The 25811-nt window shown below is 68.0% G+C and carries 27 protein-coding genes; 7 read left to right on the forward strand and 20 right to left on the reverse strand.

What is annotated here, in order from left to right:
* The 3 genes from ON062_RS05645 to ON062_RS05655 form a co-directional block, all read right to left on the reverse strand.
* The gene (locus ON062_RS05645; protein ID WP_274646148.1) at positions 1-990 is read right to left on the reverse strand and encodes a sugar ABC transporter permease; all 990 of its coding nucleotides are present in this window, start codon (positions 988-990) and stop codon (positions 1-3) included.
* A gap of 1 nt (position 991) precedes the next feature.
* Positions 992-2614: an ABC transporter permease subunit gene (locus ON062_RS05650; protein WP_274646149.1), complete on the reverse strand. Its 1623-nt coding sequence runs from the start codon at positions 2612-2614 to the stop codon at positions 992-994.
* 85 nt (positions 2615-2699) lie between these two features.
* The gene (locus ON062_RS05655; RefSeq protein WP_274646150.1) at positions 2700-3941 is read right to left on the reverse strand and encodes a maltose ABC transporter substrate-binding protein; all 1242 of its coding nucleotides are present in this window, start codon (positions 3939-3941) and stop codon (positions 2700-2702) included.
* A 223-nt stretch (positions 3942-4164) separates the two neighbouring features.
* On the opposite strand from ON062_RS05655, the gene ON062_RS05660 reads away from it, so the two are divergent.
* The 4 genes from ON062_RS05660 (at position 4165) to ON062_RS05670 (ending at position 6616) form a co-directional block, all read left to right on the forward strand.
* Positions 4165-4653: a YajQ family cyclic di-GMP-binding protein gene (locus ON062_RS05660; protein WP_274646151.1), complete on the forward strand. Its 489-nt coding sequence runs from the start codon at positions 4165-4167 to the stop codon at positions 4651-4653.
* Positions 4654-4712: 59 nt separating this feature from the next.
* The gene (locus tag ON062_RS13845; protein ID WP_306802263.1) at positions 4713-4946 is read left to right on the forward strand and encodes a hypothetical protein; all 234 of its coding nucleotides are present in this window, start codon (positions 4713-4715) and stop codon (positions 4944-4946) included.
* A 66-nt stretch (positions 4947-5012) separates the two neighbouring features.
* Positions 5013-6377, forward strand: coding sequence for an alkaline phosphatase D family protein (locus ON062_RS05665; protein ID WP_306802264.1), 1365 nt, complete (start codon positions 5013-5015; stop codon positions 6375-6377).
* A 56-nt stretch (positions 6378-6433) separates the two neighbouring features.
* The gene (locus tag ON062_RS05670; protein ID WP_274646152.1) at positions 6434-6616 is read left to right on the forward strand and encodes a hypothetical protein; all 183 of its coding nucleotides are present in this window, start codon (positions 6434-6436) and stop codon (positions 6614-6616) included.
* A 1-nt stretch (position 6617) separates the two neighbouring features.
* On the opposite strand, the gene ON062_RS05675 is transcribed toward ON062_RS05670, so the two are convergent.
* Positions 6618-7133 carry a hypothetical protein gene (locus tag ON062_RS05675; protein WP_274646153.1) on the reverse strand — a complete coding sequence of 172 codons (516 nt, stop codon included), beginning with the start codon at positions 7131-7133 and terminating at the stop codon, positions 6618-6620.
* Between the two features lie 85 nt (positions 7134-7218).
* On the reverse strand, positions 7219-7602 hold the full coding sequence (locus tag ON062_RS05680) for an SHOCT domain-containing protein (protein ID WP_274646154.1): 384 nt from the start codon (positions 7600-7602) through the stop codon (positions 7219-7221).
* 274 nt (positions 7603-7876) lie between these two features.
* Between ON062_RS05680 and ON062_RS05685 the strand changes: the two genes are divergently transcribed.
* Complete coding sequence (locus ON062_RS05685; protein WP_274646155.1) at positions 7877-8203, forward strand: carboxymuconolactone decarboxylase family protein; 327 nt, start codon at positions 7877-7879, stop codon at positions 8201-8203.
* A gap of 7 nt (positions 8204-8210) precedes the next feature.
* On the opposite strand, the gene ON062_RS05690 is transcribed toward ON062_RS05685, so the two are convergent.
* The 9 genes from ON062_RS05690 to ON062_RS05730 form a co-directional block, all read right to left on the reverse strand.
* Positions 8211-10454 (reverse strand): LuxR family transcriptional regulator, encoded by a 2244-nt coding sequence (locus ON062_RS05690; protein WP_274646156.1) that lies wholly within the window; start codon positions 10452-10454, stop codon positions 8211-8213.
* Between the two features lie 249 nt (positions 10455-10703).
* The gene (locus tag ON062_RS05695; RefSeq protein ID WP_274646157.1) at positions 10704-11102 is read right to left on the reverse strand and encodes a VOC family protein; all 399 of its coding nucleotides are present in this window, start codon (positions 11100-11102) and stop codon (positions 10704-10706) included.
* The gene (locus ON062_RS05700; protein ID WP_274646158.1) at positions 11099-11377 is read right to left on the reverse strand and encodes a helix-turn-helix transcriptional regulator; all 279 of its coding nucleotides are present in this window, start codon (positions 11375-11377) and stop codon (positions 11099-11101) included. The genes ON062_RS05695 and ON062_RS05700 overlap by 4 nt, the downstream gene beginning before the upstream one ends.
* A 226-nt stretch (positions 11378-11603) precedes the next feature.
* On the reverse strand, positions 11604-12593 hold the full coding sequence (locus ON062_RS05705; RefSeq protein WP_274646159.1) for an alpha/beta hydrolase: 990 nt from the start codon (positions 12591-12593) through the stop codon (positions 11604-11606).
* A 72-nt stretch (positions 12594-12665) separates the two neighbouring features.
* Complete coding sequence (locus ON062_RS05710; protein WP_274646160.1) at positions 12666-13301, reverse strand: HD domain-containing protein; 636 nt, start codon at positions 13299-13301, stop codon at positions 12666-12668.
* 138 nt (positions 13302-13439) lie between these two features.
* On the reverse strand, positions 13440-14810 hold the full coding sequence (locus ON062_RS05715; RefSeq protein WP_274646161.1) for an FAD-dependent oxidoreductase: 1371 nt from the start codon (positions 14808-14810) through the stop codon (positions 13440-13442).
* 15 nt (positions 14811-14825) lie between these two features.
* The gene (locus tag ON062_RS05720; RefSeq protein WP_274646162.1) at positions 14826-15881 is read right to left on the reverse strand and encodes a polyprenyl synthetase family protein; all 1056 of its coding nucleotides are present in this window, start codon (positions 15879-15881) and stop codon (positions 14826-14828) included.
* 9 nt (positions 15882-15890) lie between these two features.
* Positions 15891-16679 carry a class I SAM-dependent methyltransferase gene (locus ON062_RS05725; RefSeq protein ID WP_274646163.1) on the reverse strand — a complete coding sequence of 263 codons (789 nt, stop codon included), beginning with the start codon at positions 16677-16679 and terminating at the stop codon, positions 15891-15893.
* A 36-nt stretch (positions 16680-16715) separates the two neighbouring features.
* Entirely contained in the window at positions 16716-17261 is a 546-nt protein-coding gene (locus ON062_RS05730) for a DUF402 domain-containing protein (protein WP_274646164.1), read from the reverse strand.
* Between the two features lie 44 nt (positions 17262-17305).
* Here ON062_RS05730 and ON062_RS05735 point away from each other — a divergent pair, with 44 nt between their 5' ends.
* The gene (locus ON062_RS05735; RefSeq protein ID WP_274646283.1) at positions 17306-18589 is read left to right on the forward strand and encodes an isochorismate synthase MenF; all 1284 of its coding nucleotides are present in this window, start codon (positions 17306-17308) and stop codon (positions 18587-18589) included.
* An 18-nt stretch (positions 18590-18607) separates the two neighbouring features.
* Here ON062_RS05735 and ON062_RS05740 read toward each other — a convergent pair whose 3' ends face one another.
* From ON062_RS05740 to ON062_RS05750, 3 genes are read right to left on the reverse strand one after another with little or no spacing between them, the layout of a single operon-like run.
* On the reverse strand, positions 18608-19471 hold the full coding sequence (locus ON062_RS05740) for a polyphosphate kinase 2 family protein (protein WP_274646165.1): 864 nt from the start codon (positions 19469-19471) through the stop codon (positions 18608-18610).
* Positions 19472-19490: 19 nt separating this feature from the next.
* Complete coding sequence (menD, locus tag ON062_RS05745) at positions 19491-21302, reverse strand: 2-succinyl-5-enolpyruvyl-6-hydroxy-3-cyclohexene-1-carboxylic-acid synthase (RefSeq protein ID WP_274646166.1); 1812 nt, start codon at positions 21300-21302, stop codon at positions 19491-19493.
* Position 21303: 1 nt separating this feature from the next.
* Entirely contained in the window at positions 21304-21813 is a 510-nt protein-coding gene (locus ON062_RS05750; protein ID WP_274646167.1) for a PLDc N-terminal domain-containing protein, read from the reverse strand.
* Between the two features lie 93 nt (positions 21814-21906).
* On the opposite strand from ON062_RS05750, the gene ON062_RS05755 reads away from it, so the two are divergent.
* Entirely contained in the window at positions 21907-22221 is a 315-nt protein-coding gene (locus ON062_RS05755) for a DUF4229 domain-containing protein (protein ID WP_274646168.1), read from the forward strand.
* 25 nt (positions 22222-22246) lie between these two features.
* Here the strand turns inward: ON062_RS05755 and ON062_RS05760 are convergent, their stop codons facing one another.
* The 3 genes from ON062_RS05760 to ON062_RS05770 all read right to left on the reverse strand — a co-directional run bounded on the left by ON062_RS05760 (position 22247) and on the right by ON062_RS05770 (position 25754).
* Positions 22247-23227: a 1,4-dihydroxy-2-naphthoate polyprenyltransferase gene (locus tag ON062_RS05760; RefSeq protein ID WP_274646169.1), complete on the reverse strand. Its 981-nt coding sequence runs from the start codon at positions 23225-23227 to the stop codon at positions 22247-22249.
* A 27-nt stretch (positions 23228-23254) separates the two neighbouring features.
* Positions 23255-24409 (reverse strand): AMP-binding protein, encoded by a 1155-nt coding sequence (locus ON062_RS05765; protein ID WP_274646170.1) that lies wholly within the window; start codon positions 24407-24409, stop codon positions 23255-23257.
* A gap of 442 nt (positions 24410-24851) precedes the next feature.
* On the reverse strand, positions 24852-25754 hold the full coding sequence (locus ON062_RS05770) for a 1,4-dihydroxy-2-naphthoyl-CoA synthase (RefSeq protein ID WP_274646171.1): 903 nt from the start codon (positions 25752-25754) through the stop codon (positions 24852-24854).
* Positions 25755-25811: the final 57 nt, after the last annotated feature.

A 25811-nucleotide genomic window follows, 5' to 3' on the forward strand; every position in this document is an offset into this window, starting at 1 on the left:
CTACTTCACACTGCCCGCGGTGAGGCCCCCCACGATGTAGCGCTGGAGCGCGAGGAAGAGGGCGACGGGAAGGATGGCGGCCAGCACCGCACCGGCGGCGAAGACGCTCCAGTTCTTGGAGAACTCGTCGCTGATGAACTTGTACAACCCGACCGCGAGGGTCTGCTTCTCGGGGTCGACCAGCATGACACTCGCCAGCACGAACTCGCTCGAGGTGCCGATGAAGCTCAGCAGTCCGACCACCGCGAGGATCGGAGCAACCAACCGCAGGATGATCGTGAAGAAGATGCGCGCGTGACCGGCGCCGTCGATCTTCGCCGCCTCGTCGATCGAGGCTGGCACCGTGTTGAAGAACCCGTACATGAGGTACGTGTTGACCCCCAACGCGCCGCCGAGGTAGATCATGATGAGGCCGATCTGGCTGTTGAGGCCGATCGCGGGGAAGATGTCGCCGATCGCCACCATCAGAAGGAAGATCGCGACCATCGCGAGCATCTGCGGGAACATCTGCACCACGAGGAGCGTCGTCAGGCCAAATCGCCGCCCGGTGAACCGCATGCGCGAGAACGAGTACGCGGCAAGCGCGCCGAGCAGCACGGTGCCGGCGGCGGTCACCAGTCCGATCACGAGCGTGTTGATGTACCACGCGCCGTATGGCTGACGATCGCTGGAGAACAGCGTCACGTAGCTGTCGACGCTGACGTTCGAAAACAGCCCGTTAGCCGTCAGCAGCGTGCCGCCGGGGTTGAGAGATGCCGAAAACACGTACAGCAGCGGGAAGATCGCGAACACCGAGATGGCGAGGGCGACGAGGTGGCGCCACCCCGTCTCGCGGAAGTAGCGCTTGAACGGGCGCCGCGGGGCGGGCGCCACGCCGGGTGTTCCCGCCGATCCGTGACCAGACGTGCTGGTGGCGAGGTCGTCGTCCTGCGTGGCGACGTTGTCGAGAAGGCTGCGTGCGGCGGGGGCGCCGGGGCGGAGGTTGCTCATGTCAGTTGATCTCCTCGAGTGCCTTGGTGCGCCGGAAGGCGATCACCGAGATCGTGCCCACCAGCAGGAAGATGATGATCGAGAACGCGCTGGCCAGGCCGTAGTCGCTCGTGGATCCCACGAACGCGACCTTGTAGACCATCGTGATGAGGATGTCTGTCGCGCCGACATTGACGCCGGCCGCGGCATCCCGAGGACCACCGCCGGTCAGCATGTAGATCAAGCTGAAGTTGTTGAAGTTGTACGCGAAGGAGGCAATCAGCAGCGGAGCCACGGCGACGAATAGCAGCGGCAACTTGATGTTGCGGAACACCTGCCACGCACTCGCACCGTCGACTCGAGCCGCCTCTTGCAGTTCATCGGGGATCGCCTGCAGCGCTCCGGTGCAGATGAGGAACATGTACGGGAACCCGAGCCACAGGTTCACCAGCAGGATGCTGAACTTCGCCAGCCACTCGTTCGTGAGCCACGGGATGTCGGCCCCGCCGAATAGCACCACATTGAGGAAGCCGAACTCCTGGTTCATCATGCCCGCCCACACGAGTGCCGACAGGAACCCGGGGAACGCGTAGGGCAGGATCATGATCAGTCGGTAGTACTTCTTCGACTTCATGCGCGGGTCGTTCAGCACGATCGCGAGGAAGAGCCCGAGGACGAACGTGGTCGCCACCGAAAAGAATGCGAAGACGAACGTCCAGACGAGGACCGACAGGAACGGACCGCGGATCGAATCCTCGGTGAATGCGCGGACGAAGTTGTCGAAGCCGACCCAGATCTGCCACCCGGGGCGCAGCTCGGTGCCGTCCTCGGCGACGAACGCGCCCGTGCCCTGATCGGAGTACACGACCCCGGTGCGCGTGTCGGTCATCGTGTCGGCCTGCTCGTCGTACACCAGCTTCGAGGTGTAGACGTAGGCGCTCGACCCGTCGGGAGTGCGCAGCACGCCATCATTCGGGTCATCGCTGAGTGGGACGGAGATGTCGGCGATGGCCTGCTGGTTCGCGACGATGTCGGCGAACTGCAGGCTGTTGTATCCGTCAAGGCCGACGGCCTTGCTGCCGTCCATCTGGGCGCCGGTCACGGGCTCGAGCGGGCGCTCTTCGCCACCGATCTCGACGGTGCCGTCAGGGTCGGTCACGAGGAAGGAGAACTGCCCGAGCTGCTCGACGACCGTCAGCTGGTAGGTCGGAGAATCGGGCACACGCTCCTGCGCCGACAGCATCAGCGAGTTGATCGCGCTGTCTTTGTCGCTGTTGTGTCCGGTGCCGTAGTTGGTGAACGCCACGTAGCCGGTGTAGCCGGCCGCGAAGATCTGGAAGACAAACAGGAAGACGAGCCCCGGGATCAGATACTTCGCCGGCAGGTGCCCCCGGCTGAAGTAGATCCAGTTCGCGTACCCGGTCACGGCCAGCACCACACCCGCCGCGATCCACTGGTCGCTCTGAATGAGCACGAGGATCGAATACACCGCGAGGGCATCGATGATGCCGAGCGAGACGATCTTCAGCAGCAGCACTTTCCAGCCGACGGATGCCGCATCCGCCATTTTCGCTGCGCGGGCAGACCGCTTCGCTCGCTGCTTCTCGACCGCGGCGTCACGGTTCTGTGTGGTGGGGGTCGTCATTGCCATCCCTCGGTTCGGTGCGGGTGATGCGTGTGGGGTGGGGCGGCACCGGGTGTCGATGCCGCCCCACCCTCACGAGGGAGTGTTACTCGATGGCGGTCTGCACGTCGGCAGCCATCTTGTCCCACAGCTCAACCGGCTCGCCGCCGTTGATGATGGCTGCTTCGGTGACGCCCCAGTACTGCCAAACCGAACCCATCTCGGGGATCGACGGCATCGGTACGGCGTTCGCGCCGACCTCACCGAATCCGGCAACGACCGGGTCGTTCGCGAACGCGGTATCCATCGCCGCCGTCAGAGCGGGCGCACGTCCGCCGACCTCGTAGAGTGCGGTCTGCACCTCTTCGGAGCCGATGTAGTTCACGAGGAACTCGTTGGCGGCGAGGCGGTTGTCGCTCTCGGACGAGAGGAAGAAGCCCTGGACGCCGGCGAACGGCTGGGCATCCTGGCCACCGGCCGAGGGAATAGCATCCACCGAGAAGTTGATGCCGGCTTCTTCGATCGCGGGGACGTTCCAGGGACCCGTGAGGTAGAACGGCGCCTTTCCGCTGGTGAAGTTCTCCAGCGCAAGGTCGCCGGTGATGTTGGTGTTGAGGATGCCGGCGGCACCCTGCTCGCCGAGCCACTCGGCGAAGGCGTCGCCACCGTCGTTACCGATCTGCAGGTCATCGGCGTTGTAGCTGCCGTCGGCGTTGTTACCGAAGACGGGAGCGCCAAACGACGTCTGGAACGGGTACAGGTGGTACGGGTCTGCGGCCTCGGGGTCAAGACCCACGAGGAACGAGTACTCCGTGCCGGCAGCCTCACCCATGGCGATCATGTCGTCGTAGTCCGACGCGGCCTCGGGCGCGAGGTCGGTGTTGCGGATGAGCGCGATGTTCTCGATCGCGTACGGCACAGCGTAGGTCTGGCCGTCGTAGGCCCATGCGTCGATAGCGACCTGCTCGAAGTCGGCAGCCTTGTCGCCGAGCTCGACCGGAGCGACGACGCCGTTGGTGGCGAGCACGCCCAGCCAGTCGTGTGCGCCCACGGCGATGTCCGGGCCTTCGCCGGTCGGCACCTGCTGGACGAACTGGTCGCGGATCTCGCCGAACTCTTTCTGGACGAGGTTGACCTCGACGCCGGTCTGGTCAGTGAAGTCGGCGGCGGCGTCTTCGAGGACACCGGCACGGTCTGCGTCAACCCAGACCGTGATCTCACCCGACATTGCGGGCTCTTCGGTTTCTTCTTCCGTCGAGGTGCTGCTGCTGGAGCAGCCGACGAGGACGAGCGATGAAACGGCTGCGATCGCGCCAAAGGCGGCGATGCTCCTCTTGTTCACCTTCATTGGTGTGTGCCTCTCTTGAGTGGGGTGCTTTGTGAGTGCTTCTGTGGGTCTCATGCAAGCGCTTACATTGTTACCCGACACGAGAGGTTGTTGCAACATCGGGCGCGCGATCGATATGCCGCCGTTATCTGCGACTTGGACTGTAACCGCTTCCAGTCCGGGTGGGCTTGGAGTCTTCGACGCCACATCGCCGTATCCGCGTTGCGCGGATAGACTCTCGCGCATGGCAGATTCTTCGTTCGACATCGTCAGCAAGGTCGATCACCAAGAGGCTGAGAACGCCCTCAACCAGGCCCGCAAAGAGATCGAGCAGCGCTACGACTTCAAGGGCACGGGCGCATCGGTCGAGTGGAGCGGCGAGCAGGTGCTCATCAAGGCGAGCACCGAAGAGCGCGCGAAGGCGGTGCTGGATGTCTTCCAGTCCAAGCTGATCAAGCGCGGCATTTCGCTGAAGAGCCTCGAGTCGGGCGAGCCGTTCGCCAGCGGGAAGGAATTCCGCATCGTCTCGTCGATCAAGGACGGCATCTCGTCTGAAAACGCGAAGAAGATCAGCAAGCTGATCCGCGACGAAGGCCCCAAGAGCGTGAAGTCGCAGATTCAGGGCGACGAGCTGCGCGTGCAGTCGAAGTCACGTGACGACCTGCAGGAGGTCCAGCGCCTGCTCAAGGCCGCCGACCTCGAGGTCGACCTGCAGTTCGTCAACTACCGCTAGCAGTCACGGAGGGCCCACGCGAGCCCTCGCCCACCCCCGGGGTGCGCTAAACCTGGAGGATGGCGACTCCCCTGGTCCTCGGCCCGATGCTGCGGTACACCGACGAGACGACGGCCGCGGTCTGGGTCGAAGTCGAACGCGCCGCGCAGGTGACCGTCCGCATCGCCGGCGCAGAGTGGAGCGCCCGCACGTGGCGCGTCCACGACCACCATTACGCCCTCGTCGAGATCGAGGGACTCACGCCAGGCTCGCAGTCCGCCTACGAGGTGCTCATCGACGACATGGTGGTGTGACCCGAGCGCGGGGCGCGGCATCCGGAATCCGTCATCGTCACCCGCGAGGCGTCGACTCCCCTGCGCATGGCCTGGGGGTCGTGCCGCACCAGCGTCGCGCATGACAAGCATGGCAACCGCACCCACGGCGTCGATGCCATGCGCACTTTCGCCCTCGCGATGCAAGAAGATCGGATGCTACGCCCCGACCTCATTTTGCTCCTCGGCGACCAGGTGTACGCCGACATCACCACCAAGCCCATGCAGGACTTCATCCGCCAGCGCCGCGACATCAAGAAGCCTCCCGGCAAGGAGCTGAAGGACTTCGAGGAGTACGCGCACCTGTACCGCCTCGCCTGGTCGGACTCCACCAACCGCTGGCTGCTGTCGACCGTGCCGAGCGCCATGATCTTCGATGACCACGACGTGCGCGATGACTGGAACGCCTCGCTGTCGTGGAAGAAGTCCATGGAGGCCACCTCGTGGTGGCACGGACGCATCGTCGCCGGCCTCGCGTCGTACTGGGTCTACCAGCACCTCGGCAACATGTCCCCCAGCGAGCGCGCCGACGACCCCATCTGGCAGCTCATCGCCACGCACGCTGGGGACGACGAGCTCGACCTGAGCGATGCGCTGGATGACTTCGCCGACCGCGTCGACAGCGAACCGACCACTTACCGATTCAGCTACGCCCGCACATTCGGCGATGTGAAGCTGGTGGTCGTCGATTCGCGCGCGGCGCGCGACCTGTCACCCGACGGACGCGCCCTGGTCGACGCCGTCGAGTGGGAATGGGTCGACGACCAGCTACGCGGAGACGTGCGTCACCTCTTGGTCGCCACATCATTGCCCTACCTGTTGCCCATGGGGCTCCACCACGTCGAGTCGTGGGACGAAGCCATCGCGCAGGGTGCGCGGGGGCGCGGGTTCGCCAAGATCGGCGAGCGCCTGCGGCAGATGGTCGACCTCGAGCACTGGGCAGCATGGCAGAACACGTTCCGAGCGATGGCCCGCAGCCTCACCGAGGTCGCTGATGGCGCTCGCGGAGCCGCACCCGAGACGGTCACGGTGCTGTCGGGTGATGTGCACTATTCGTACATCGCCGAGGTCGAGCGTGGGACGGGCAGCCGCATCCTCCAGGCCGTGTGCTCGCCGGTGCGCAACCCGCTGCCCATCGTGCTGCGCTGGTTCTCGGTGGTCATGTCGTACGGCGCGGCCACGCCGATCGGAGCGCTCGTCGCCCGCTCGGCGAAGGTGCCGAATCCGCCGTTCTCGTGGTCGACGATCGCGGGCCCGTGGTTCGACAACAACCTGTCGATCCTGCAGGACGGCCCCGACGGACTCGACCTGAGCTGGCACGCCGGGCGCGTGAAGAACGGCGATGAGGAGCATCCCGACATCGATGAAGTGGCCCGGATGCTGCTCGGTGCCCGCGAACGCGAGCAGGCGTGACGCGATGCTGACGCGCCCGCCTGCCCGCGACTCAGTGAGCGCGTATCCTGCGAGGTATGGAGTCCGCCCGTTCGCTGCCGAAGCTCGCCGCTCCCGCTCGCCGTGCCCTCGCCGCGGCGAACGTCCACACGCTCGCTGACGTGGAGCGTGTCGGTCTCGACCACATCGCGACGTTGCACGGGATCGGGCCGAACGCGATCAGCGCGCTGCGCGCAGCGCTCTCGGATTGGTCAGCCTGAGCTACGACCCCGTCATCGGCGACGTCGTCATCTCGACCGACCCGAAAGGGAACGGATAGACGAACGTGCCTGTGCCGTCCCAGGACGTGATCGGGATCAGTGAGAACCACACCTGGCTGATGATGACGGATGCCACCGCCACGATCGCCACGATCGCCGCCGCGCGATCGAGGATGCGCACGGCCGATGACTCGTCGCCGGCACGATTGAGCACGCGGGTCAACGCACCGATCACAATCGCCGCGAGCGCCAGATACACGAGCCCACTCGGCTGCAGCGTCATCGAGATGCAGCTCGGCGCGAGGTCGGTCGGATTGCCCGCGGCATCCAGGAACCTTCCATCGCCCGTGATTCCGCCCGGGCAATAGCCCTTGCTCGCCGTCATGAACATCGCGTAGCCGGCGACCGCGGTCACGGCGACGATGAGCAGTCGGCGGATGCGGGCGATCACCGCCGCACCTGGCAGCGCAGCTGCGTGGTCGTGAACCTCGAGGCTGCTCGCCGTCGTCGCCGTCATGCTTGTCAGCCTAGGGCGATGCTCGCATGCGCCGCCACCGCGCTCGCGTACGCGCGGCGCCCACGGCGCCCCGCGGCGCCGAGGATCAGCCGGCGAGCGCCTTCGCCTTCAGTGCGTCGAATTCGGCCTGCGTGATCGTGCCCGAAGCCAGCAGGCCCTGAGCCTTCTCGATCTCGGCCGACGGCGACACCGAGGTGCCGGCGACGTCTCGCACGTACTGCGCTTGCGCGTTCGCGACAGCGGCGGCTTGGGCCATCTGTCGCTCGCTCATCGACCGACCGCGGGCGATCAGATAGATCAGCGCACCCAGGAACGGCAGGAAGACCAGCAGGATGACCCATCCGGCCTTTCCCCATCCGTTCATCGTGTGGTCGCGGAACAGGTCGATGAAAATCCAGATGAAGATCCAGATGCACATGACGGCCAGGTAGATCCACAGCATCCACAGCAGAAAGTCCCAGAAGCTCATTGCAGTCCCCACTCTCGTTCGCTCACGCGACCGAGTGTGGCCGCGACGCAAACGTATCGAGGGCGTTGAGCCTGTCGCATCACCCGGATCGTGTGATCCTGTTCGCGGTCGGATGCCGCGGCCGAGCAATCGAACCAGGATCACGATCGAGCCGGTCGCGCGAACTCTCGGACCGCGAGCGATTCCCAATCGTGCGATCTGAATGGTGCGCTGCAGCCGCATCTGCGATGAGATCGCAGAATGACACCACACGTGCGAATCGCCAGGTAGCGGCATGGACGCCGCGGAACGGCTGAGGCGGTACTGCATCAACGACCGGCGACTGTTCGGCGAAGACGATCGGCCTATGGCGGAGTCGCTCGACGCGCGCACCGATGCACTCGTGCACCTTGCCGCACTCGTCGCCGCGCGGGCACCGGGAGCGTCGTTTCACGTGGCCGTCGACGACGCCGTCGCCGCCGGCGCCTCGCTCGGCGAGATCGTCGCGGTGCTCGATGCCACCCGGTCGATCGCCGGTCTGCCCCGCGTCGTCGGCGCCGCGCAGCAGATCGCCGCCGCGCTCGGGTTCGACGAGGAGTTCGTCCCCCAAGCCGAGAGATGACGCGGGCTCAGCCGCCCAGCATCCCCAACGCGACGGCGCGCTCGACCGCCGCACCCCGCGTCGTGACGGCGAGCTTGCGGTAGATCGAGCCGAGTTCACTGCTCACGGTGTTGCGCGAGATGAACAGCCGCTGCCCGATCTCGGCGATCGTCAGATGCGTCTGCAGGTACGGCAGCAGTCGCAGTTCTGCTGGCGTCAGCGGCACGGACCCCTCGCCGGCAGGCTCGTCGGTCATGCTCGCTCGCAGCTTCTCCACCTCGCCATTCAGCGCCCCGACATCGGGCCGCTTGCGCAGCAGCTCGTCGATCTCTTTCATCAGATGCCACGCCGCCCCCCGCTCACCCAGGGCGATGTGGGCCTTCGCGAGTTGCAGACGTGCGCGCACGGAGACCCAGGGCATCACGTGCGTGCAGCCCACGCGGGCGCGCATCCCGCGCGCGAGCAGGCGCATCGCATGATCGCGATCACCGTCGTGCAGCGCCACACGTGCGGCGACGGCGAGCGCCAGCGTGGTCGTCGGGTAGCCCTCCATGTGGCTGTCATCGACCATCGTGACGGCCTGCTCGACATGCTCCCTCGCCGCGCCCCACCGACCCTGAGCCATCGCGAACAGCGCCAGCTCGGGGGCGCTCAGGATCACCGTGTCGGCGTTCCCCATGATCGTCGCCATGTCGATCGCCTCTTCGAAGATCGGCTCGGCCTTCGCCGCGTCACCCGCGAGCAGCAACGACGAACCCCACAGGTGCAGAGCCTGGTCGCGCCACGGACTCGTCGCCGGTTCGTGCGCCATCGCGTACGCCGCGTCGGCGAGCACCTGCCGATGTCCGCCCCGCCCCATCGCGGCGCGCACCATGGCCCGTGCCGATTCGAACTCCGCGCGCTCGCTCGCAGGCATTCCTGCGGCGTCTACCCCGTCGAGACTGCGCGCCCAGCGCTCCCCCGCAGCCGTTTCGCCGAGCAGCACCGTGATCCACGTCATCGAGATCACCAGCGCCGGGTGCCGACGCACCAGGTCGTCCCCCAGCTCGTCGAGCCAGCGGCACACGGTCGCCACGTGCCCCGATCCGTACATCGGCAGGCTGATCTCGGCGACCCGCGCAGCCGCACGTTCAGTGTCACCGGCGCGCAGCAGGTGCTCCACGACCTGCTCGCCATCACCGTGCTCGTCATGCCACTCGGCGGCCCGCCGGTGCAGGTCTGCGACGGCGGATGCCCCTTCCGAACGCTCCAACTCGGTCAACAGGAACTCGTGGAACAGCGAGTGATACCGGTACGACCCGCGGCGCCGGTCCACCGAGATCAAGAACAGGTTCGCCGCCTCGAGGTCGAACAGTCGCGACCGCGCATCCTCGATGCCCAGCACCGCATTGCACGACGCCGCCGACATCCGGTCGAGCACCGCACTGCGGCGCAGGAACGCCTGCGTGTCCTCCGGCAGCCGTGCCACGCACTCCCGGTAGAGGAAGTCGGCGACGAACCGGTCGTCGCCGGTGATCGCCGCGGCATCCCCACCCGAACGCGCGACCAACGCACACAGGTACACACCCGCCGGCCACCCTTCGCAGCGCTCAACGATCTCGACGAGTTCGGAGTCGGATGCCCCGGTGGCGCCGGCCTGCGCGAAGATCGCGCGCGCCCCCGCGGCATCCACCCTCAGTTCATCGGCCGACACCTCATGGACGTCACCGCACGCGCGCAGACGCCCGATCACCGAGGGAACATGGCGGCTGGCGAGCACGATCTGTGAGCCGACGGGAACTCGCGCGACCAGCACCTCGAGCGCGTCCTCGCAGTCGAGCGACGAGGCCCAGTGCAGGTCGTCCACGAACAGCACGAAGCTCTGCGGCGCCGCCGCGAGCGCCCGCGCCAGCAGCGGAGCGGACCGCCCCAGCGCCGCCGTGCCGACGCCGCGCATATCGGCCATGACGGTCGCGGCATCCGGCGAGAAGGAGACGGATGCGGCGGCGATCTCCGACAGCAGCGCCGCCGGGTCCGCATCGGTGCGATCGAGCGTGGCCCACCCCACCGCACGGGTCTCGGTTGCCGCCCACTCGGCGAGGAGCGTTGACTTGCCGTACCCGGCCGGGGCGACCACCGACACCACCCGCGCGGCGCTCGTGCGCGCCACGTCGATCGTCGCGCGCCTGCTGACGGCGCTCTCGCGCACCGGTGGGGTGTCGTTGCCGGCGCTGAGCGGCGCGGTGAGCAGGTCGGGCTCCCCGCGGCCCGTCTGCCGGAGCGTGTCCGTCACGTGCCTCATCGTAGGGGTGCCTGCGCGTCGGCGACAGGTGTGTGACGCGCGGCGCCCGGGTTCCCGACTTCGCCGAATGCACCACTTCGCATCGAGTACACGCGTTGCCTACCGTGGCAAGATCATGCACTCGGCGGCAAGGCATGCACTCGGCGGCAAGGCGTGCACTCGGCGGCAAGGCGTGCACTCGGCGGCAAGGCGTGCACTCGGCGTGCGCTCGGCGCGCGTGGCGCGGGCCGAGTGCACGCCTTACGCTGCCGGCGGCGCGAACGCGGCGATCTGAACCAGGTTGCCTACCGTGTCGTCGAGCACCGCGGTGGTGACCGGCCCGTGGTTCATGGGCGGCTGCGTGAACGTCACGCCCAGGCCGGTCAGGCGCTCGTACTCGGCTTGGACGTCGTCGACGCCGAACATGCAGAACGGGATCCCGTCCTCGGCGAGCGCATCGGTGAACGGCGTCACCGCGGGGTGGTCTTTCGGTTCGAGCGAGATCTGCGTTCCGTCCGGTACGGCGGGGTCGACCACGGTCAGCCAGCGGTGCTCGCCGAGCGGCAGGTCGGCTGCAACCTGGAAGCCAAGCTTCTCGGTGTAGAACTCGAGGGCGCGCTGCTGGTCGTCGACGAACACGCTGAACGTCTGGATCTTCATGATTCTCCGTCTGGGATGGGCCATCGCTCAGCGATCTGGGCGAGGGGCCGGGTATCAATGGTGTGGAACTTGTAGCGGCCGCGCCGCTCGCTATGGACGAGCCCGGCGGACTCGAGCACCTCAAGATGCTGCGACACCGCCTGCCGGCTGTGGGTGAGCCCTCGCGCGTTCAACCTGACGCACAGCTCGAACAGCGTCTGCTCGTCGCGCCCGACGAGCTCGTCGAGAATGACCCGACGCGTCTCGTCAGCCAGCGCCTTGAACACGTCGCTCACGGTGTCGATGATAGGCAAGCGAATGCTTGCATGTCAATCGGCGCACCCTTCCCCGCCCCGGCGCCCCCACCCTTCCCCGCCCCGGCGACAACACATGTTGTCGCCGAGTGCACCCCTTAGCCGCGGGAGGTATCCCGTCCATTCGGCGATTACACGTGTATTCGACGAGAGTGGGCGGCTGGCGACGTAGGGATCCGGCGAGGATGGGCGGCTGGCGCGACGCAGGTCAGCGCAGCGTCGCGCGCACCCAGATGTCGAGAACGCGGTACGCCTCTTCCCTCGGCTCGGCGCGCGAGAGGAAGATGTCATGGATCGCCCCATCGATGCGCCCGATCGTCACCAGCTTGCCGATCTTCGTCGCCATACGTGCAATGTCGTCGACCACGAGCACCGAATCCGCGCGGGTCGCGGCATCCGTCCACGAAAGCGGCGAGGCAGAGTGCGCCGACAGCAGAACGAGGGCGGGGCATCCGACATCCACCCCTTTGGAGATCTGCCGATGCCCGCGCAGCACCGCCTCGAGCCAGCCCGGATTCGTCGCGAACCCACGCTCGGGCCGCCACTCCTCGCGATATCCGTCGACCGGGAGCGACCCGATCTCGGTCTGCGCGCGCGTGTAGTAGCCGAAGTCGACCTGCGGGTTCGTGCCCCGCGGATCAACGCGCGCCCGCATCCCCACCAGCGGAGCCACCACGTGCCGTCCGACAGCGCCGATCTGGAACTCCAGCCACGGACTGTTCAGCACCACTGCCTGCGCCCGCCCGGGATGCCGCGCCGCCCACAGCGTCAGCGTCAGCCCTCCGGTCGAGTGCCCGAGCAACACCAGCTTGCGTTTACGTTCTCCTGCGTCGGCGCCGTGCCCCATCGCCTGCAGCGCTGCTTCGATGTCGGTGTCGTACTCGTCAAGCGAATCCACGTATCCACGGGTCTGCCCCTCACGGATGCTACGCCCGTACCGCCGCAGATCCAGCGCGTGGAACCGTGCCCCGCGCGCCGTCCAGAAATGCGCGAGCTCTGTCTGGAAGAAGTAGTCCGACCACCCGTGCACGTACAGCACATCGACGTCACCGAGTGGCTTCGTCCAGGCGAGTGCAGGGTTCGGGATGCTGCGCACCAACGTCGCCACCAAGGGTCCCGCCAGCCCGTCCACGCCCAGGGGCAGCGTGAGCTGCTCGAACCCCTTGCCCAGGATGTCGGGAACCCACTCGTCGGCCACGGTGCCAGCCTATGGGTGCTGGCTGTGCGGCGGCCGGATCGTGGGCCCGGCGCACGAGCGTCGTGCGCGGCTTCAGCCCAGCGGCGTGCTGGCCTCGAGCCCACACCACACGTCGCCACCGGCCAGGACCCGACCCGAAGCATGCAGACGATGCGCCTGCGAGAGTGGCTTACGCTCTGCTTGCTCAGCGATGCTGCTGGCGAAGTGATGGGTGAAGTCTCCGCGGGGAAGGCGACGCTCGACGTCGCGGAGGAACGCGGCATCCCACCTCTCCGGGCTCGCGCCACCGACATCGAGGCTGGTCGCCGTCTCGAGCAGGTAGCCTTCGATGTCCAGCTCTGGGTCGACCGCGGTCCACATGTGCCGCTCGATGATTTGCTGCACGCGAGCGCAACGCGCGGGAGGCCACCCGGCACCGGCCGCGAATACCCAGCCGACGGCGCCACCCGCGGCCTCGAACGGCACCGCATGGGCGTCGAACTCGGTATCCAGCCCGATGTCATGCAACATTGCGGCGACGTACAGCAGTTCGCGGTCGAACGCGCGCTTCTCAGACTCGGCGAGCGCGATGGCCCAGACCCACGAGCGCAGGCAGTGGTGCACCAGCTCAGGCGAGGACCACTCCTCGACCACCGCCCGCGCGCGGGCAGCCGTTGGCGTGGGCGGTGCGATCAGCGCCTCGAACTCGGCGTCAGTGAACGGGTGCACGCGGGGCTCCTCTCGTTGCTCCCGAGTCTGCCGCGTTGCGTGAGGCTCATCGACCGGGCGGCCTGCCATTCACCGGCGGACTTCCGCCACTGCTGATTGCCTGGGTCACGGGGCGTCGCGCGCAGCCGAGCGCCGCCGCTACTCCCCGCGCGAGACGCGGACCATTTCTTCGCGCGGGACGACCTTCACGCGCGCGCGCCCCTGCGGGGCGCCCAGTGCCATTTCGTGCTCGTCGAGCCGGTGCCACCCCTCGAGGTCGGTCCAACGGACTCCACGCGAGGCGAGTAGTTCGGTCACGGCCGACTCGGACGGATCGGCTGGCTGCCACCACGACCCCTGGTCGTTGATGATGTGTCGCACGGTCTCCATGGCATCCGACTTCGTGTGCCCGATCAGCCCGACCGGGCCACGCTTGATCCACCCGGTGGCGTACACGCCCGGCACGCGCTCGTTCGAATCCTTGTGCAGCACCTGACCCTCGTGGTTGGGGATCACACCGTGCCGCTTGTCGAACGGCACTCCGGGCAGGGGCGAGCCGAAGTATCCGACCGCGCGGTACAGCGCCTGAATATCGACCGACCGGATCTCGCCCGTCCCGACCACGCCACCCTCACCGTCGGGCCGCGTCCGCTCGTACCGGAACGCCGACACCCGCCCTGACGCATCGTGCTCCACTGAGACCGGCTTCGCCCAGAAGTGCAGGTGCAGTCGTCGCGAGGCCGTCCCGCCGGCGTTGTTCACCGAGTCGCGCTGTCGCCACGACTGCAGCACGCGATCGATGACCATCACCTGCTTGTTCGAGGCGATCGCTGCTTTCGATGCCTCGTCGTAATCGAAGTCCTCGTCGTAGACGACCATGTCGACATCGCGCAGCTCCCCCAGCTCTCGCAACTCGAGGGGCGTGAACTTCACCTGCGCCGGTCCGCGGCGACCGAAGACGTGCACGTCGGTCACCGGCGAGGCCTTCAGCCCGTCGTAGACGTTCTCGGGGATCTCGGTAGGAAGAAGGTCTTCTGGATGCTTCGCCAACATCCGGGCGACATCGAGGGCCACATTGCCATTGCCGATCACGGCGATCGATTCCGCTTCGAGCGGCCACTCGCGCGGCACATCCGGGTGCCCGTCGAACCAGCTGACGAAGTCCGCCGCGCCGTACGATCCGTCGGCGTCGATGCCGGGGATATCGAGAGAGGTATCGCGCACGGCGCCCGTGGCGAAGATCACCGCGTTGTAGTGCTGCTTGAGGTCATCGAGCGTGATGTCCGAGCCGAATCGCACGTTGCCGAAGATGCGGATATCGCCGCGATCGAGCACTTCGCGCAGCGCTGTGATGATCCCTTTGATGCGCGGGTGGTCGGGCGCGACGCCGTAACGCACGAGCCCGTACGGGGCGGGAAGCTGATCGAACAGGTCGATGGAGACGTCGAACTTCCGCTCTGCTTTGAGGATGATGTCGGCCGCATAGATACCGGCGGGGCCAGCCCCGACGATGGCGAGTCTCAGCTTCATGTTGCCCTCCAGCCCCTATCGGGATCGATCGACCACCGCCCGCGCGAAGCGCATGAGCGCCTCTCGCACCGCGCCGTCCGGCAGCGGGTCCAGTGCCGCAATAGCCTCGTTCGACCACGAGTAGGCGAGGTCGAGCGTGGCCTGCGTAGCCTCATGATCGCGCAATTCCGCCAGCGCGCCGTCAAGAATCGCCGGGTCTTCGCCGTCGCTGATGCTCGCCACCCCGGCGTCGATGCGTTCCCTCAGGCCGATGGATGCCGCATCTGTGCGCTCTGAGAGCACCAGATACGGCATCGTCGGAACCCCTGCTCGCAGGTCGGTACCCGGCACCTTGCCCGTCTCGTCAGCGTCCGCCGACAGATCGATCACGTCGTCGAGCAACTGGAAGGCGACGCCGACCTTCTCACCGAACGTCTTCAGCGGAGCTTCGAATTCGACCGGCCCACCGGCGAACACACACCCGGTCTGGGCGGCAGCGGCGATGAGCGACCCTGTCTTGTCGGCGAGCACCTGGAGGTAGAACTCCACGCGATCGTCGCCATCCTGAGGGCCGACGGTCTCGTGCATCTGACCGATGACGAGCCGTTCGAACGTGTCGGCCTGCAAACGAATCGCCGCTTCGCCGTGGCGCGCCATAATCTGGCTGGCGCGCGAAAAGAGCAGGTCACCGGTGAGAATGGCGATGTTGTTGCCCCACACCTCGTGAGCAGCGGGGACCCCGCGGCGCTTGTCTGCGGCATCCATCACATCGTCGTGATACAGCGAACCGAGGTGCGTCATCTCGAGTGCCGTAGCACCGTCGATCACCTTGTCGGTCGGGCCTTCGCCCAACTGCGACGTGAGGAGCGTGAGCATGGGACGCACGCGCTTGCCGCCCGCGTCGTACAGGTAGCGGCTGGTGGCATTGGCGAGCGAGTCGGCCATCACCAGTTCGCGCGCAAGCGCCTCGTCGACGCGCTCCAGCCCCGACTCGACGGTCGCAAGAAGTCGGCGCGAGCGGGGCCCGGCAAAAATCCGGTCGCTCAAGCCCAGCTTGCTCGCGATGCGCGAGCCCGGAGCCGAGAAAGTCACGAACCCAGCCTAGCGGGGCGAGGCAACGCCGGGTTCGGTCACTGCACCGTCGCGCTTGAACGCACGATGCAGCGCCACGATCCCCATCGAGAGGTTGCGGTAGGCAACGTCATCCCACCCTGCCTCGCGCAACCACCCCGACAGCGTGGGCTGGTCGGGCCAATCCTTGATCGACTCATTGAGGTAGTCGTACGCATCGGCGTTCGAGCTGACGGTCTTGGCAACGGCGGGGAGGATGCGGTCGTTGTAGAAGCGGTACAGCCCGCGAAACGCCCGCGACGGCGGCTGCGAGAACTCGCACACCACGATGCGCCCGCCCGGCTTGGTCACCCGCAGCAGCTCCCGCAGCGCCTTCTTCGGATCGTTGACATTGCGCAGACCGAACGACATGGTCACGGCGTCGAACTCACCGTCCGCGAAGGGCAGTGCCGTGGCATCCGCCTGCACGAAAGAAAGGTTCGGGATGCCGCCGCCCGCCGACTGCGGACCGTAACGACGCACGCCTTCGGCGATCATGCCGGGCGAGAAATCGGCAGCGACGATGGTGGCGCCGCTGCGCGCAAGCGACACGCTCGATGCGCCCGTGCCCGCTGCGAGGTCGAGCACCCGCTGGCCGGGCTTCGGGGCCACCGCCCGCGTGGTCGCCGCGCGCCACAGCTTGTCGTTGCCCATGCTCAGCACCGTGTTGGTGCGGTCATACCCGGGCGCGACCTCGTCGAACATTCCGCTCACGCGGGCCGGGTCCTTGCCAAGATCAGCGCGCGCGGGTTCACGGGGCTCTGCGGTGTTGTGCGTCACCCCTCCACCCTAAGCGCGTGCCGCGGTCCGCCGCGGCTACAGCTCCAACTCGGCCAACCGGTCGAGCCAACCCTGTGCCGTCGCGGTGTCGAACGGCGCTTCGTGCGCGGCCACCTGCTTCTCGAGCGCGTAGGCGAGCGCATCGAGCTGCTCGACGATCTCGGCCGGGTAGCCGTAGGCCACGCGGTGCTCATCCCATTCGTCACGGTCGTCGATGTACACGCCGCCGTCGACGCGGTCGACCACATCGAGATCCATGTCGATGCCCGTCGGTTCACCGCCCCGCCAGCGGACATCCCACGCAATATCGATGTACACGCGGGTACGGTGCGGTGCGGCGTTCGACGTGTACGCGTAGTCGCCCGACGGCGGAATCAGCGTCACGTTCGCGTGCTCTGCGTTAAACGTCCGCCCCGGGCGCTTGCTCCCCCATCCGGGGATCTGGCCGAACCAGTCGCCCCACTGGTCGCTCCCCAGATACACGCATTCGTGCACCCAGTGCACGCCGTCATCCCACTTGCGCCAGCGGAAGAGCAGGCGGGTACCGGGCGCGGGGCGATCCGAATCGGTGGCGTCGTTCACGCCGCGAGTCTATGCGCGCCGCGCGCAACTAGGCTGGAAGAGTGATCGACCCGTCTCGCCTCCCGCGACTCGTGGTCACGACAGAAGAGATCGACCCGGTCGACGACCTGCTGCTGTTGACCGAGCCCGATGCCCCCCTCGCGTGGATGCGCCGCGACCACGGCATCGTCGGCGCCAGCGCCCCCGTCGTCGAGCTCCAACTGCAGGGTTCGGGTGCGTCGCCCGCCCGGTTCGCCGACTTGTGGCGCCGCCTCGCGGCGACCGCGATCATCCGCGACGACGTGCGCCTTCCCGGTACGGGCCTCGTCGGTTTCGGCGCACTGGCGTTCGACCCGCAACACTCATCGGCTGGCAGCGCGCTGATCGTGCCGTCCTACGTCTTCGGGCGCCATGACGGACGCTCGTGGGTCACCCGGATTTCTCGAGCGGATGCCACGACCACCACCCCGGTTCCGGCGGCGAACGGGGGCCTCACCACCCCAACCCCCTACGGCCCCCTATGGTCGGCGACGCTCGGGCCGGGACGGCAGGGCCCGGCGGGCTACCAGGCCTCGGTGGCGCAGGGCATCGCGGCGATCGCCGCCGGCGACTACGACAAAGTGGTTCTCGCGCGCGATGTCGCCGGGACGATCCCGCGCGGCGCTGACCTTCGACGCCTCGTCCGCGCACTCGCGCACGACTACCCCGACACGTGGACGTTCGCCGTCGACGGCCTCGTGGGGGCGAGCCCTGAGACACTCATCACGGTCCGCGAGGGGCGCGCGACCGCACGCGTGCTGGCCGGCACGACGCCGCGCGGAGCCGACGCGACCGAGGACGCTGCGGCATCCGCCGCCCTCATGCAGAGCGAAAAGGACCTCAGCGAACACCGCTTCGCCGTGCAGAGCGTGCTCGACACCCTCGCGCCCCACACGCGCGACCTGCACGCCGACGACAGCCCCTTCGCCCTCGAACTGCCGAACCTCTGGCACCTCGCAACCGACGTGGCCGGCACGATCCGAGACGACGCCAGCGCGCTGGACCTCGTCGCGGTGCTGCACCCCACAGCGGCAGTGGCGGGAACCCCGACGGATGCCGCGATCCGCGCGATCCGCGACCTCGAACCGTTCGATCGTGGGCGTTATGCCGGGCCCGTCGGGTGGGTCGATGGCAATGGCGACGGCGAGTGGGCGATCGCGCTCCGCTGCGCGCAGATCGGCAGCGAGGGCGGCGAGACGCGCCCTGTCACCGCGTACGCGGGTGCGGGGATCGTGGCCGGAAGCGTGCCCGAAACCGAGCTTCTCGAGACACGCGTCAAGCTGCGTCCGGTCATCGACGCGCTCGCCTAGCCGCGCTCGCGACCCGCGTCAGCTCGCCGCGAGCCGCGCCTTCTCAGCCTCAACGTCGAAGGTCGCCGCCGGCCACCGGGGGTCGATGTCCTCTAACGCTTCGAGCAGGAGGTGCTGCACGGCGAGCCGTGCGTACCACTTTCGGTCGGCGGGAACGACGAACCATGGGGCGTGTTCGGTCGAGGTGCGCTCGAACACCACCTGATAGGCAGACATGTAGTCATCCCACAGCATCCGCTCGTCGACATCGCCGGGGTTGTACTTCCAGTACTTGTCGGGGCGTTCGAGCCGCTCACCCAAGCGCGCTTTCTGCTCCTCGGGCGAGATGTTCAGCATGACCTTGACCACGCGCGTACCCGAGTCGACGAGCGACTTCTCGAACGCGTTGATCGCGTCGTACCGGCGTTCGATCTCGGCGGGCTCGGCGAGGTTGCGCACGCGACCGATCAGCACGTCTTCGTAGTGCGAGCGGTCGAATACGCCGATGAACCCGGGCTCGGGCACACGCTTCTCGATGCGCCACAGAAAGTCGTGCTCGAGCTCTTCGGGCGTCGGCTTCTTGAACGCTGTGAGCTGCACGCCTTGCGGGTCGACCGACCCCACCACGTGACGCACGATGCCACCCTTGCCGGCCGAGTCCATCGCCTGCAACACCAGCAGGACGGAGGCGTCCGTGGCATCCACTCTCGACTGCGCGAACAGGCGTTCCTGGTACTCGTCGAGCTGCATCGCACCCGAGGCGAGATCGTCGACCGCGTGCTTCTTGTTCTGCACGTACCCGGGTGTCGATCGCGGGTCTACGTCGGCGAGGATGAATCCGGGGCGCACACGCAGCAGGTCGGCGACATCGCCGGTCCAGTGCTTCTGACTCTGAGCTGTCATCCGTTCAGAATGCCAGGCGTCAGCGCTCGAGCGGTACCTCGATAATCTGCATGCCGCCGACCGGCGACGTGAGGGCCTGATCCAGCGCGGCACGGGTCGTGACCTGTCGGTACTCCCAGCCGTACGCCTGCGCGATCAGATCGATGCGCGCATCCTGCGGTGTGTAGAGCACACGACCGAAGTCATCTGAGGACGCGACGGATGCCACTTCGAGCCCATCGAAGATCGTGCCACCTCGGTCGTTGCCGACAATCACCTGGATGCGCGGTTCGCTCTCACTGGGTGGCTGCAACAGTGCGCCGACGTCGTGCAGGAACGCGAGGTCTCCCACGAGGACTCGGGTGACTCCCGCCTCGCCGGTGCGCTGGCGCGCCGCGGCGACACCGAATGCCGTCGCGATCGTGCCGTCGATCCCGGCGAGGCCGCGGTTAGAGTGCACCGGAACCTTCTTTCCCGGCAGCACCGTGTCGGCCACGCGCACGAGGCGCGACGACCCGAACACGAGTCGGTCGTGGGGCCATGTCGCACGCCAGACCGCGTCGACGAGAGCAACGCGATCGAGTGGTGCGCGAATCGCGGCAACTTCGGCGGCAAGTGCGGGGAGGCGGCGTGCAGGCTCTACCGACGACAGCCCGTCGGCATCCGGTGCCGGAGGCGCAAGATCGACGATCCGCTCGCGCGACGCACTCATCCACGCGCCGAGCCACTCGCGGTCGATGTCGCCTTCGGCGACCGCCAGCGCGTCGACGGCGAGCGCCGAGCCGTTCAGGTTGAGCGGTTCGCCCGGCCCGCGCATCGCGACAACCTCGACGTCGGGGTTCGACAGCAGTGCGGTCACTTCACGGCTGAGGGTCGGATGCCCCAGCACGACGGCCCGCTCGACGCGCCCGCCCAGATTCTCGTCGCGCAGCAGCTCGCGGTATCCGTGGACGATCTGCCGGCCGAACCGCGCCCCGCTCACGATCTCCGCGATGAGCGGCCAGCCCCCGATGTGCGCGAGCTGTTCGGCGCCGGGCCCGGCATCCGCCCCCGCAATCACGACCGTGCGTGCGCGGCCCTCGAGCACGAACGGCAGGGCTTCGGGGTCGGTCGCGACGTCGGCTTCTCCGATCCCGCCACCGCCTTGGTACAGGGCGCCGGATGCTTCCGTCTCGTCCTCTGCATCGATCGGCGCGAGGTCGAGGTCGGCGTGGGTGCCGGTCGCGAGCTCGGCGCTCGGCGTGGCGAACCACTCGGGCAGCTCACCGGCGAGCGGCTCGCGGAACGGCAGGTTCAGGTGCACCGGACCTGCTGCGCGCAGGCCCTCCCCCAGCGCTGCCGCGAAGGCTTGCTCGGCCGCGGTGCGGAACATCACCGACTGCTCGGAGTCGCCCGCGTCATCGGTGACATCGGGAACAGGCAGATCGGCCTCGTAGCGCACGGTCGGAGCGAACATGCCCGGCTGACGCGTGGTCTGGTTGGCGCCGACTCCGCGCAGCTCGGGCGGGCGATCTGCCGTGAGCAAGAGGAGAGGGATGCCGGAATGGTGCGCTTCGAGCGCGGCCGGCAGCAGGTTCGCCACCGCGGTGCCTGACGTGCAGATCACGGCCGCAGGAACGCGGGTCTCGCGGCCGATACCCAGCGCCGTGAACCCCGCGACGCGCTCATCGACGCGCACGTGCAAGGCGATGGCCCCGCGCCGCTCGAGGTCGGCAGCGGCAAGCGCCAGGGCCTGTGAGCGCGACCCCGGCGAGAGCACGATGTGCTCGACGCCGAGTTCGACCAGACGAGCCAGCAACGCCGCAGAGGCGTCGGTGGCGGGGGACGCGATCCCCCGGGTGTGTGCGGTCACCTCAGCGGGCGGCGCCGCGCTGACCGCGCGTGTCGTCGTCGTCGGCTGAACGTGGCGACGTACGCGGCGCGTCGCTCGCGTCACCTGCGCCCGAGGGAGCCTCGGTGGCGCCGGCGGGGCCGTTCGTGGTCGAAGCGTCCGCGCTGTCTGCGGTGTGGTCGCCCTGCGGGCGAGGGAAGTTCCAGCGCGGGTCGTCGTCTTCGCTGTCGAGCTGGGCGAGCTCTTCCTCGAGGCGACGGATGCGCTCATCCTGCTCACTCGTCGAGCCCAAACGCCCCAAGAACTCGGGGTCATCGTCGGGTGCGCGGCGTGCGGCAATCGTGGCCGCGCGCATGCGACCGACCGCGAACCAGAGCAGCCCACCGAGCACCGGCAGCAACACCACGATGAGGATCCAGACCGGCTTGCTCACGCCGCGGTGTCTCGCCGGGGGCTGGACGGCGCAATCAACAATGGTGAAGACCCAGAACGCGGTCGCCACCAGGGCCAGTATCAACAGCACCCGAGGCATCTCTCCATCCTATGCGCGATCGGGCGGAGTCGCTCTGCCGTGCGGGATCGTGACCGAGATGGTAGGAGCCAGCCGCCGACGTAGGATGGTCGGGTGAACGCACGCTCCACCCTCGTCTACACGGTGTTGCGTCTGCTCGCCTTCCTGGTGCCCTTCGGCCTGCTGATGCTGCTGCCGATCATGCGGCAGTACTACTGGCTCGCGGCCATCTTCGCGGCTTTGATCGGCCTCAGCCTGTCGATCCTGTTCCTGCGCCGCCCGCTCGAGCAGATGAGCGCGTCCATCGCGGAATCACGCGCACGGGCGAAGGCTCCCGTCACCGATGAAGACGTCGAGGATGCCGCCCTGGACGGCGCGCCCGAGGGCGACGCGGCGGCAGACGAAGCATCCGATCACCCTCGCCCCTGATCAGGCGCCCGGGTGAGGACTCACCTCAGCCGATGAACGCCCAGAAGAGGATGCCACCGTACGCCAGTGAGGTGAGCGAGGTGACGCTCAGGGCGACGACGAGCTCGCGCGGGTCGCGGTAGGTCCAGACGATCAGGATCGCGGCCAGCGCCGCGACGAACGGCAGCAGCGTCAGCCACGCAATCGGGTAGACCAGCGCCAGCAGGATGGCGATCGCAAACGGCGCGAGGATGAACACAGTGAACACCCACCGCGTCGCGGTGCGTCCGATGAGCACCGTGAGCGTGCGCTTGCCAGCCTTGCGATCCTGGTCGATGTCGCGCAGGTTGTTGGCCAGCAACACGGCGCACGCGAACAGTCCCGCCGCGACGGCACCGAACCATGCTTCTTGCGGGAGCGCGAATGCCTGCACCCACGTCGTCCCGAGCGTGGCGACGAGCCCGAAGAAGACGAAGACCACCACTTCGCCGAACCCGTAGTACCCGTAGGGACGCTTTCCGCCGGTGTAGAACCAGGCGGCGATGATGCACGCGACGCCGACCGCGAGCATCCACCATTGCTCTGTGCGAATCACGATCGCGAGCCCTGCGACCGCGGCGAGCGCGAAGAATGCCAGCGCGACGGCCAGCACCGTCTTGGGCTTCGCGCTGCGTGAAGCGGTGAGGCGGGCGGGCCCGACGCGGTAATCATCGGTGCCGCGGATGCCGTCGCTGTAGTCGTTCGCGTAGTTCACGCCGATCTGCAGGAAGATCGCGACCAGGAAGCAGAAGAGCGCGATCACCCAGTGGAACGCGTCGCTGACGACCATGGCAGCGCCCGTGCCGATGAGCACCGGCGTCGCCGCGAGCGGGAGCGTGCGCAGACGGGCCGCGCCGATCCAGTCCCCGGCGGTCGCCTTTTCGACGTATGCGGGGTCGCCTGACTCGTGCACCTTCTGCGGGTTACCGCGCGACGTGTGCTTCTTCGGGGTGGGCCGCTTGCGCTTCTTGCTGGATGTTCCTGCCACGAGTGCACATCCTATGCCTCCTGTGCCTCAGCGCAGCGTGGCTACCTCGCGGCGGATCGCCTCCCGGTCGGGCTTGCCCGAGGGCAGGAGCGGAATGGCATCCACGAGTACGAGCCGCGACGGGCGCGCGTAGGGCCCCACGACGTCGGCGACGGCATCCCGAGCCTCACTGAGCTGCACCGACTCGCTGCGCCGCAGCGCCTCGCCGCGCGCCGCGACGATCACCGAGGCCTCGCCCCACCGCTCGTCGTCAACCCCGACGACCACCGCACCATCGAGTCCCGGGATCGTACGGACACACTGCTCGACACGATCCAGCGAGATGTTCACTCCGCCCGAGACGATCACGTTGTCGATCCGCCCGTGCACCCGCAGCACCCCGTCGTCGAGCAGCCCGGCATCGCCCGTGCGATACCAGCGCACGCCATCGTGGTCGCGGTGGAACGCGGCATCCGTCATCGCATCATCGCCGAGGTATCCGTCGGCCAGCACCGGCCCAGAAACCTGCACCTCGCCGCGCTCGATCCGCAACGACACTCCCCGCAGCGGCACGCCGTCATACACGCAACCGCCACTGGTCTCGCTCGACCCGTACGTGCGAACGATGCGAACACCCGCGTCTTCGGCGCGCTCACGCAGCGCCGGAGCCAGCGCCTGCCCGCCGATCAGAATGGCCTCGAACGACCGCAGCGCCGCCAGCACCTGGTGGTCTTCAGCGCTCGCGTCGAGCAAGCGCGCCAGCTGCGCCGGCACGAGCGACGTGAAGGTGGGAACCCGCGCACCGCGCTCGGTGGAGACCATCATGAGGGATGCCGCGGCGAACGCCTGGGGAGTGAAGGCCCCGCTCATCACCGCCGGCTCGCGATCAGCCACGAGCGACCGCACGAGCACCTGCATGCCGGCGACGTAGCTCGGCGGGAGTGCGAGCAGCCACGCGCCCGAACCGATGCGATCGGCCGTGGCGAGGGCGCCGGACGTGAGCGCGTCGCGGCTCAACACCACGGATTTCGGCACGCCGGTCGACCCTGAGGTGGTGACCACCACCGCCGTGCCCGCGCGCACCTCGGCGGGCAGCCGCCCGACGGCACCCAGCGCGAGGGCCGGGCCCGCGCCGTGCAGTGCGACGCGCAACGCGCGCAGGATGTCGCGCGGGTCGTCTCCCAGGACAGGTTGTAGCTTCATCGGTCTGCAAAACTCCACCGTGAAGCCGCCGAACCGGCCTTCGTGGGGCGCGGACGGTGGTTGGCGGGGCGGATTGGTGGAGTTTTGCAGGTCGCCGGGCGGGGTGCCGGCGGTTTTCGGGCTGCCGGCCCGGCTGGCGCCAGGTTGCGGGCTGCCGGCCCGGCTAGCGCGGTGTTGCGAGCCGCTGTCCCGCCCCAACTCCTGTAATCCGCAGCCAATCCGGCAGCTACGGCGCGTAACCCGGGCCGCGGGGCCGAAACTTCAGGAGTTACGCGAGCGACAGCGGCGGCAGGGGTGGAAGAGCCGGGCCGGGCGCGAGCGACGGCAGCGGCGGGGATGGCAAATCCGGGCCCTACGCGCGCGACGGTGGCGGCCGGGGCGCCAACTCCCGGTCCGCGGGCAACCAACCCGCCCCCGGCACCCGCACCAACCCCGCCCACGCTCAGTACTGCCAGGGGTAGGGCGACCAGTCGGGCTCGCGCTTCTCGAGGAACGAGTCCCGACCCTCGACGGCCTCGTCGGTGCCGTAGGCCAAGCGCGTCGCCTCGCCGGCGAACACCTGCTGGCCGACCAGACCGTCATCGACGGCGTTGAAGGCGAACTTCAGCATGCGGATCGCCGTCGGCGACTTGGTGAGGATCGTGCGCGCCATCGCCACCGCTTCGCGTTCGAGGTCGGCGTGCGGCACCACGCGGTTGACGGCGCCCATCTCGTACGCGCGCTGCGCCGAGTACTCCTCGGCGAGGAAGAACACCTCGCGCGCGAACTTCTGCCCGATCTGGCGGGCGAAGTAGGCCGAGCCGTAGCCGGCGTCGAACGAGCCGACGTCGGCGTCGGTCTGCTTGAACCGGCCGTGCTCAGCCGATGCGACGGTCATGTCGCACACGACGTGCAGCGAGTGTCCGCCGCCAGCCGCCCACCCGGGAACAACGGCGATCACGGGCTTCGGCATGAAGCGGATCAAGCGCTGCACCTCGAGAATGTGCAGCCGACCGGCCCGTGCCGGGTCCGGCGCCGTGGCGTCGTCGGCGGCGTAGGTGTAGCCCTCTCGCCCGCGAATGCGCTGGTCACCACCCGAGCAGAACGCCCACCCGCCGTCCTTGGGGCTCGGCCCGTTGCCGGTAAGCAGCACGACTCCGATGCGCGGATCCTGCCGGGCGATGTCGAGCGCGCGATACAGCTCGTCGACCGTGTGCGGGCGGAACGCATTGCGCACCTCGGGCCGGTCGAAGGCCACGCGGGCGATGCGTCCGTCGCGCGAGACATGCGACGTGATGTCGGTATACCCGTCGGCGCCGGGGGCCGGCATCCATTCACTGTCGTCGAACAACTCCGAAACACTCACTGCCCCAGCCTACGACTGCGGCGCGCACCGCGCCCTGACCCGGGGCGACACACGACC

Origin of the sequence: Microbacterium sp. C7(2022) (genome assembly GCF_028823665.1) — a bacterium.
Classification (GTDB): domain Bacteria; phylum Actinomycetota; class Actinomycetes; order Actinomycetales; family Microbacteriaceae; genus Microbacterium.

Bases quoted from the DNA above. Each gene is read 5' to 3' on its own strand.
- ON062_RS13845 (WP_306802263.1), top strand. From the start codon at position 4,713: ATGGCGACTCCCCTGGTCCTCGGCCCGATGCTGCGGTACACCGACGAG.
- ON062_RS05715 (WP_274646161.1), bottom strand. From the start codon at position 14,810: ATGAAGCTGAGACTCGCCATCGTCGGGGCTGGCCCCGCCGGTATCTAT.
- ON062_RS05675 (WP_274646153.1), bottom strand. From the start codon at position 7,133: ATGACGGCGACGACGGCGAGCAGCCTCGAGGTTCACGACCACGCAGCT.
- ON062_RS05685 (WP_274646155.1), top strand. From the start codon at position 7,877: ATGGACGCCGCGGAACGGCTGAGGCGGTACTGCATCAACGACCGGCGA.
- ON062_RS05645 (WP_274646148.1), bottom strand. From the start codon at position 990: ATGAGCAACCTCCGCCCCGGCGCCCCCGCCGCACGCAGCCTTCTCGAC.
- ON062_RS05650 (WP_274646149.1), bottom strand. From the start codon at position 2,614: ATGACGACCCCCACCACACAGAACCGTGACGCCGCGGTCGAGAAGCAG.
- ON062_RS05665 (WP_306802264.1), top strand. From the start codon at position 5,013: ATGGCCTGGGGGTCGTGCCGCACCAGCGTCGCGCATGACAAGCATGGC.
- ON062_RS05670 (WP_274646152.1), top strand. From the start codon at position 6,434: ATGGAGTCCGCCCGTTCGCTGCCGAAGCTCGCCGCTCCCGCTCGCCGT.
- ON062_RS05680 (WP_274646154.1), bottom strand. From the start codon at position 7,602: ATGAGCTTCTGGGACTTTCTGCTGTGGATGCTGTGGATCTACCTGGCC.
- ON062_RS05750 (WP_274646167.1), bottom strand. From the start codon at position 21,813: ATGCCTCGGGTGCTGTTGATACTGGCCCTGGTGGCGACCGCGTTCTGG.
- ON062_RS05660 (WP_274646151.1), top strand. From the start codon at position 4,165: ATGGCAGATTCTTCGTTCGACATCGTCAGCAAGGTCGATCACCAAGAG.
- ON062_RS05695 (WP_274646157.1), bottom strand. From the start codon at position 11,102: ATGAAGATCCAGACGTTCAGCGTGTTCGTCGACGACCAGCAGCGCGCC.
- ON062_RS05740 (WP_274646165.1), bottom strand. From the start codon at position 19,471: ATGACAGCTCAGAGTCAGAAGCACTGGACCGGCGATGTCGCCGACCTG.
- ON062_RS05655 (WP_274646150.1), bottom strand. From the start codon at position 3,941: ATGAAGGTGAACAAGAGGAGCATCGCCGCCTTTGGCGCGATCGCAGCC.
- ON062_RS05765 (WP_274646170.1), bottom strand. From the start codon at position 24,409: ATGAAGCTACAACCTGTCCTGGGAGACGACCCGCGCGACATCCTGCGC.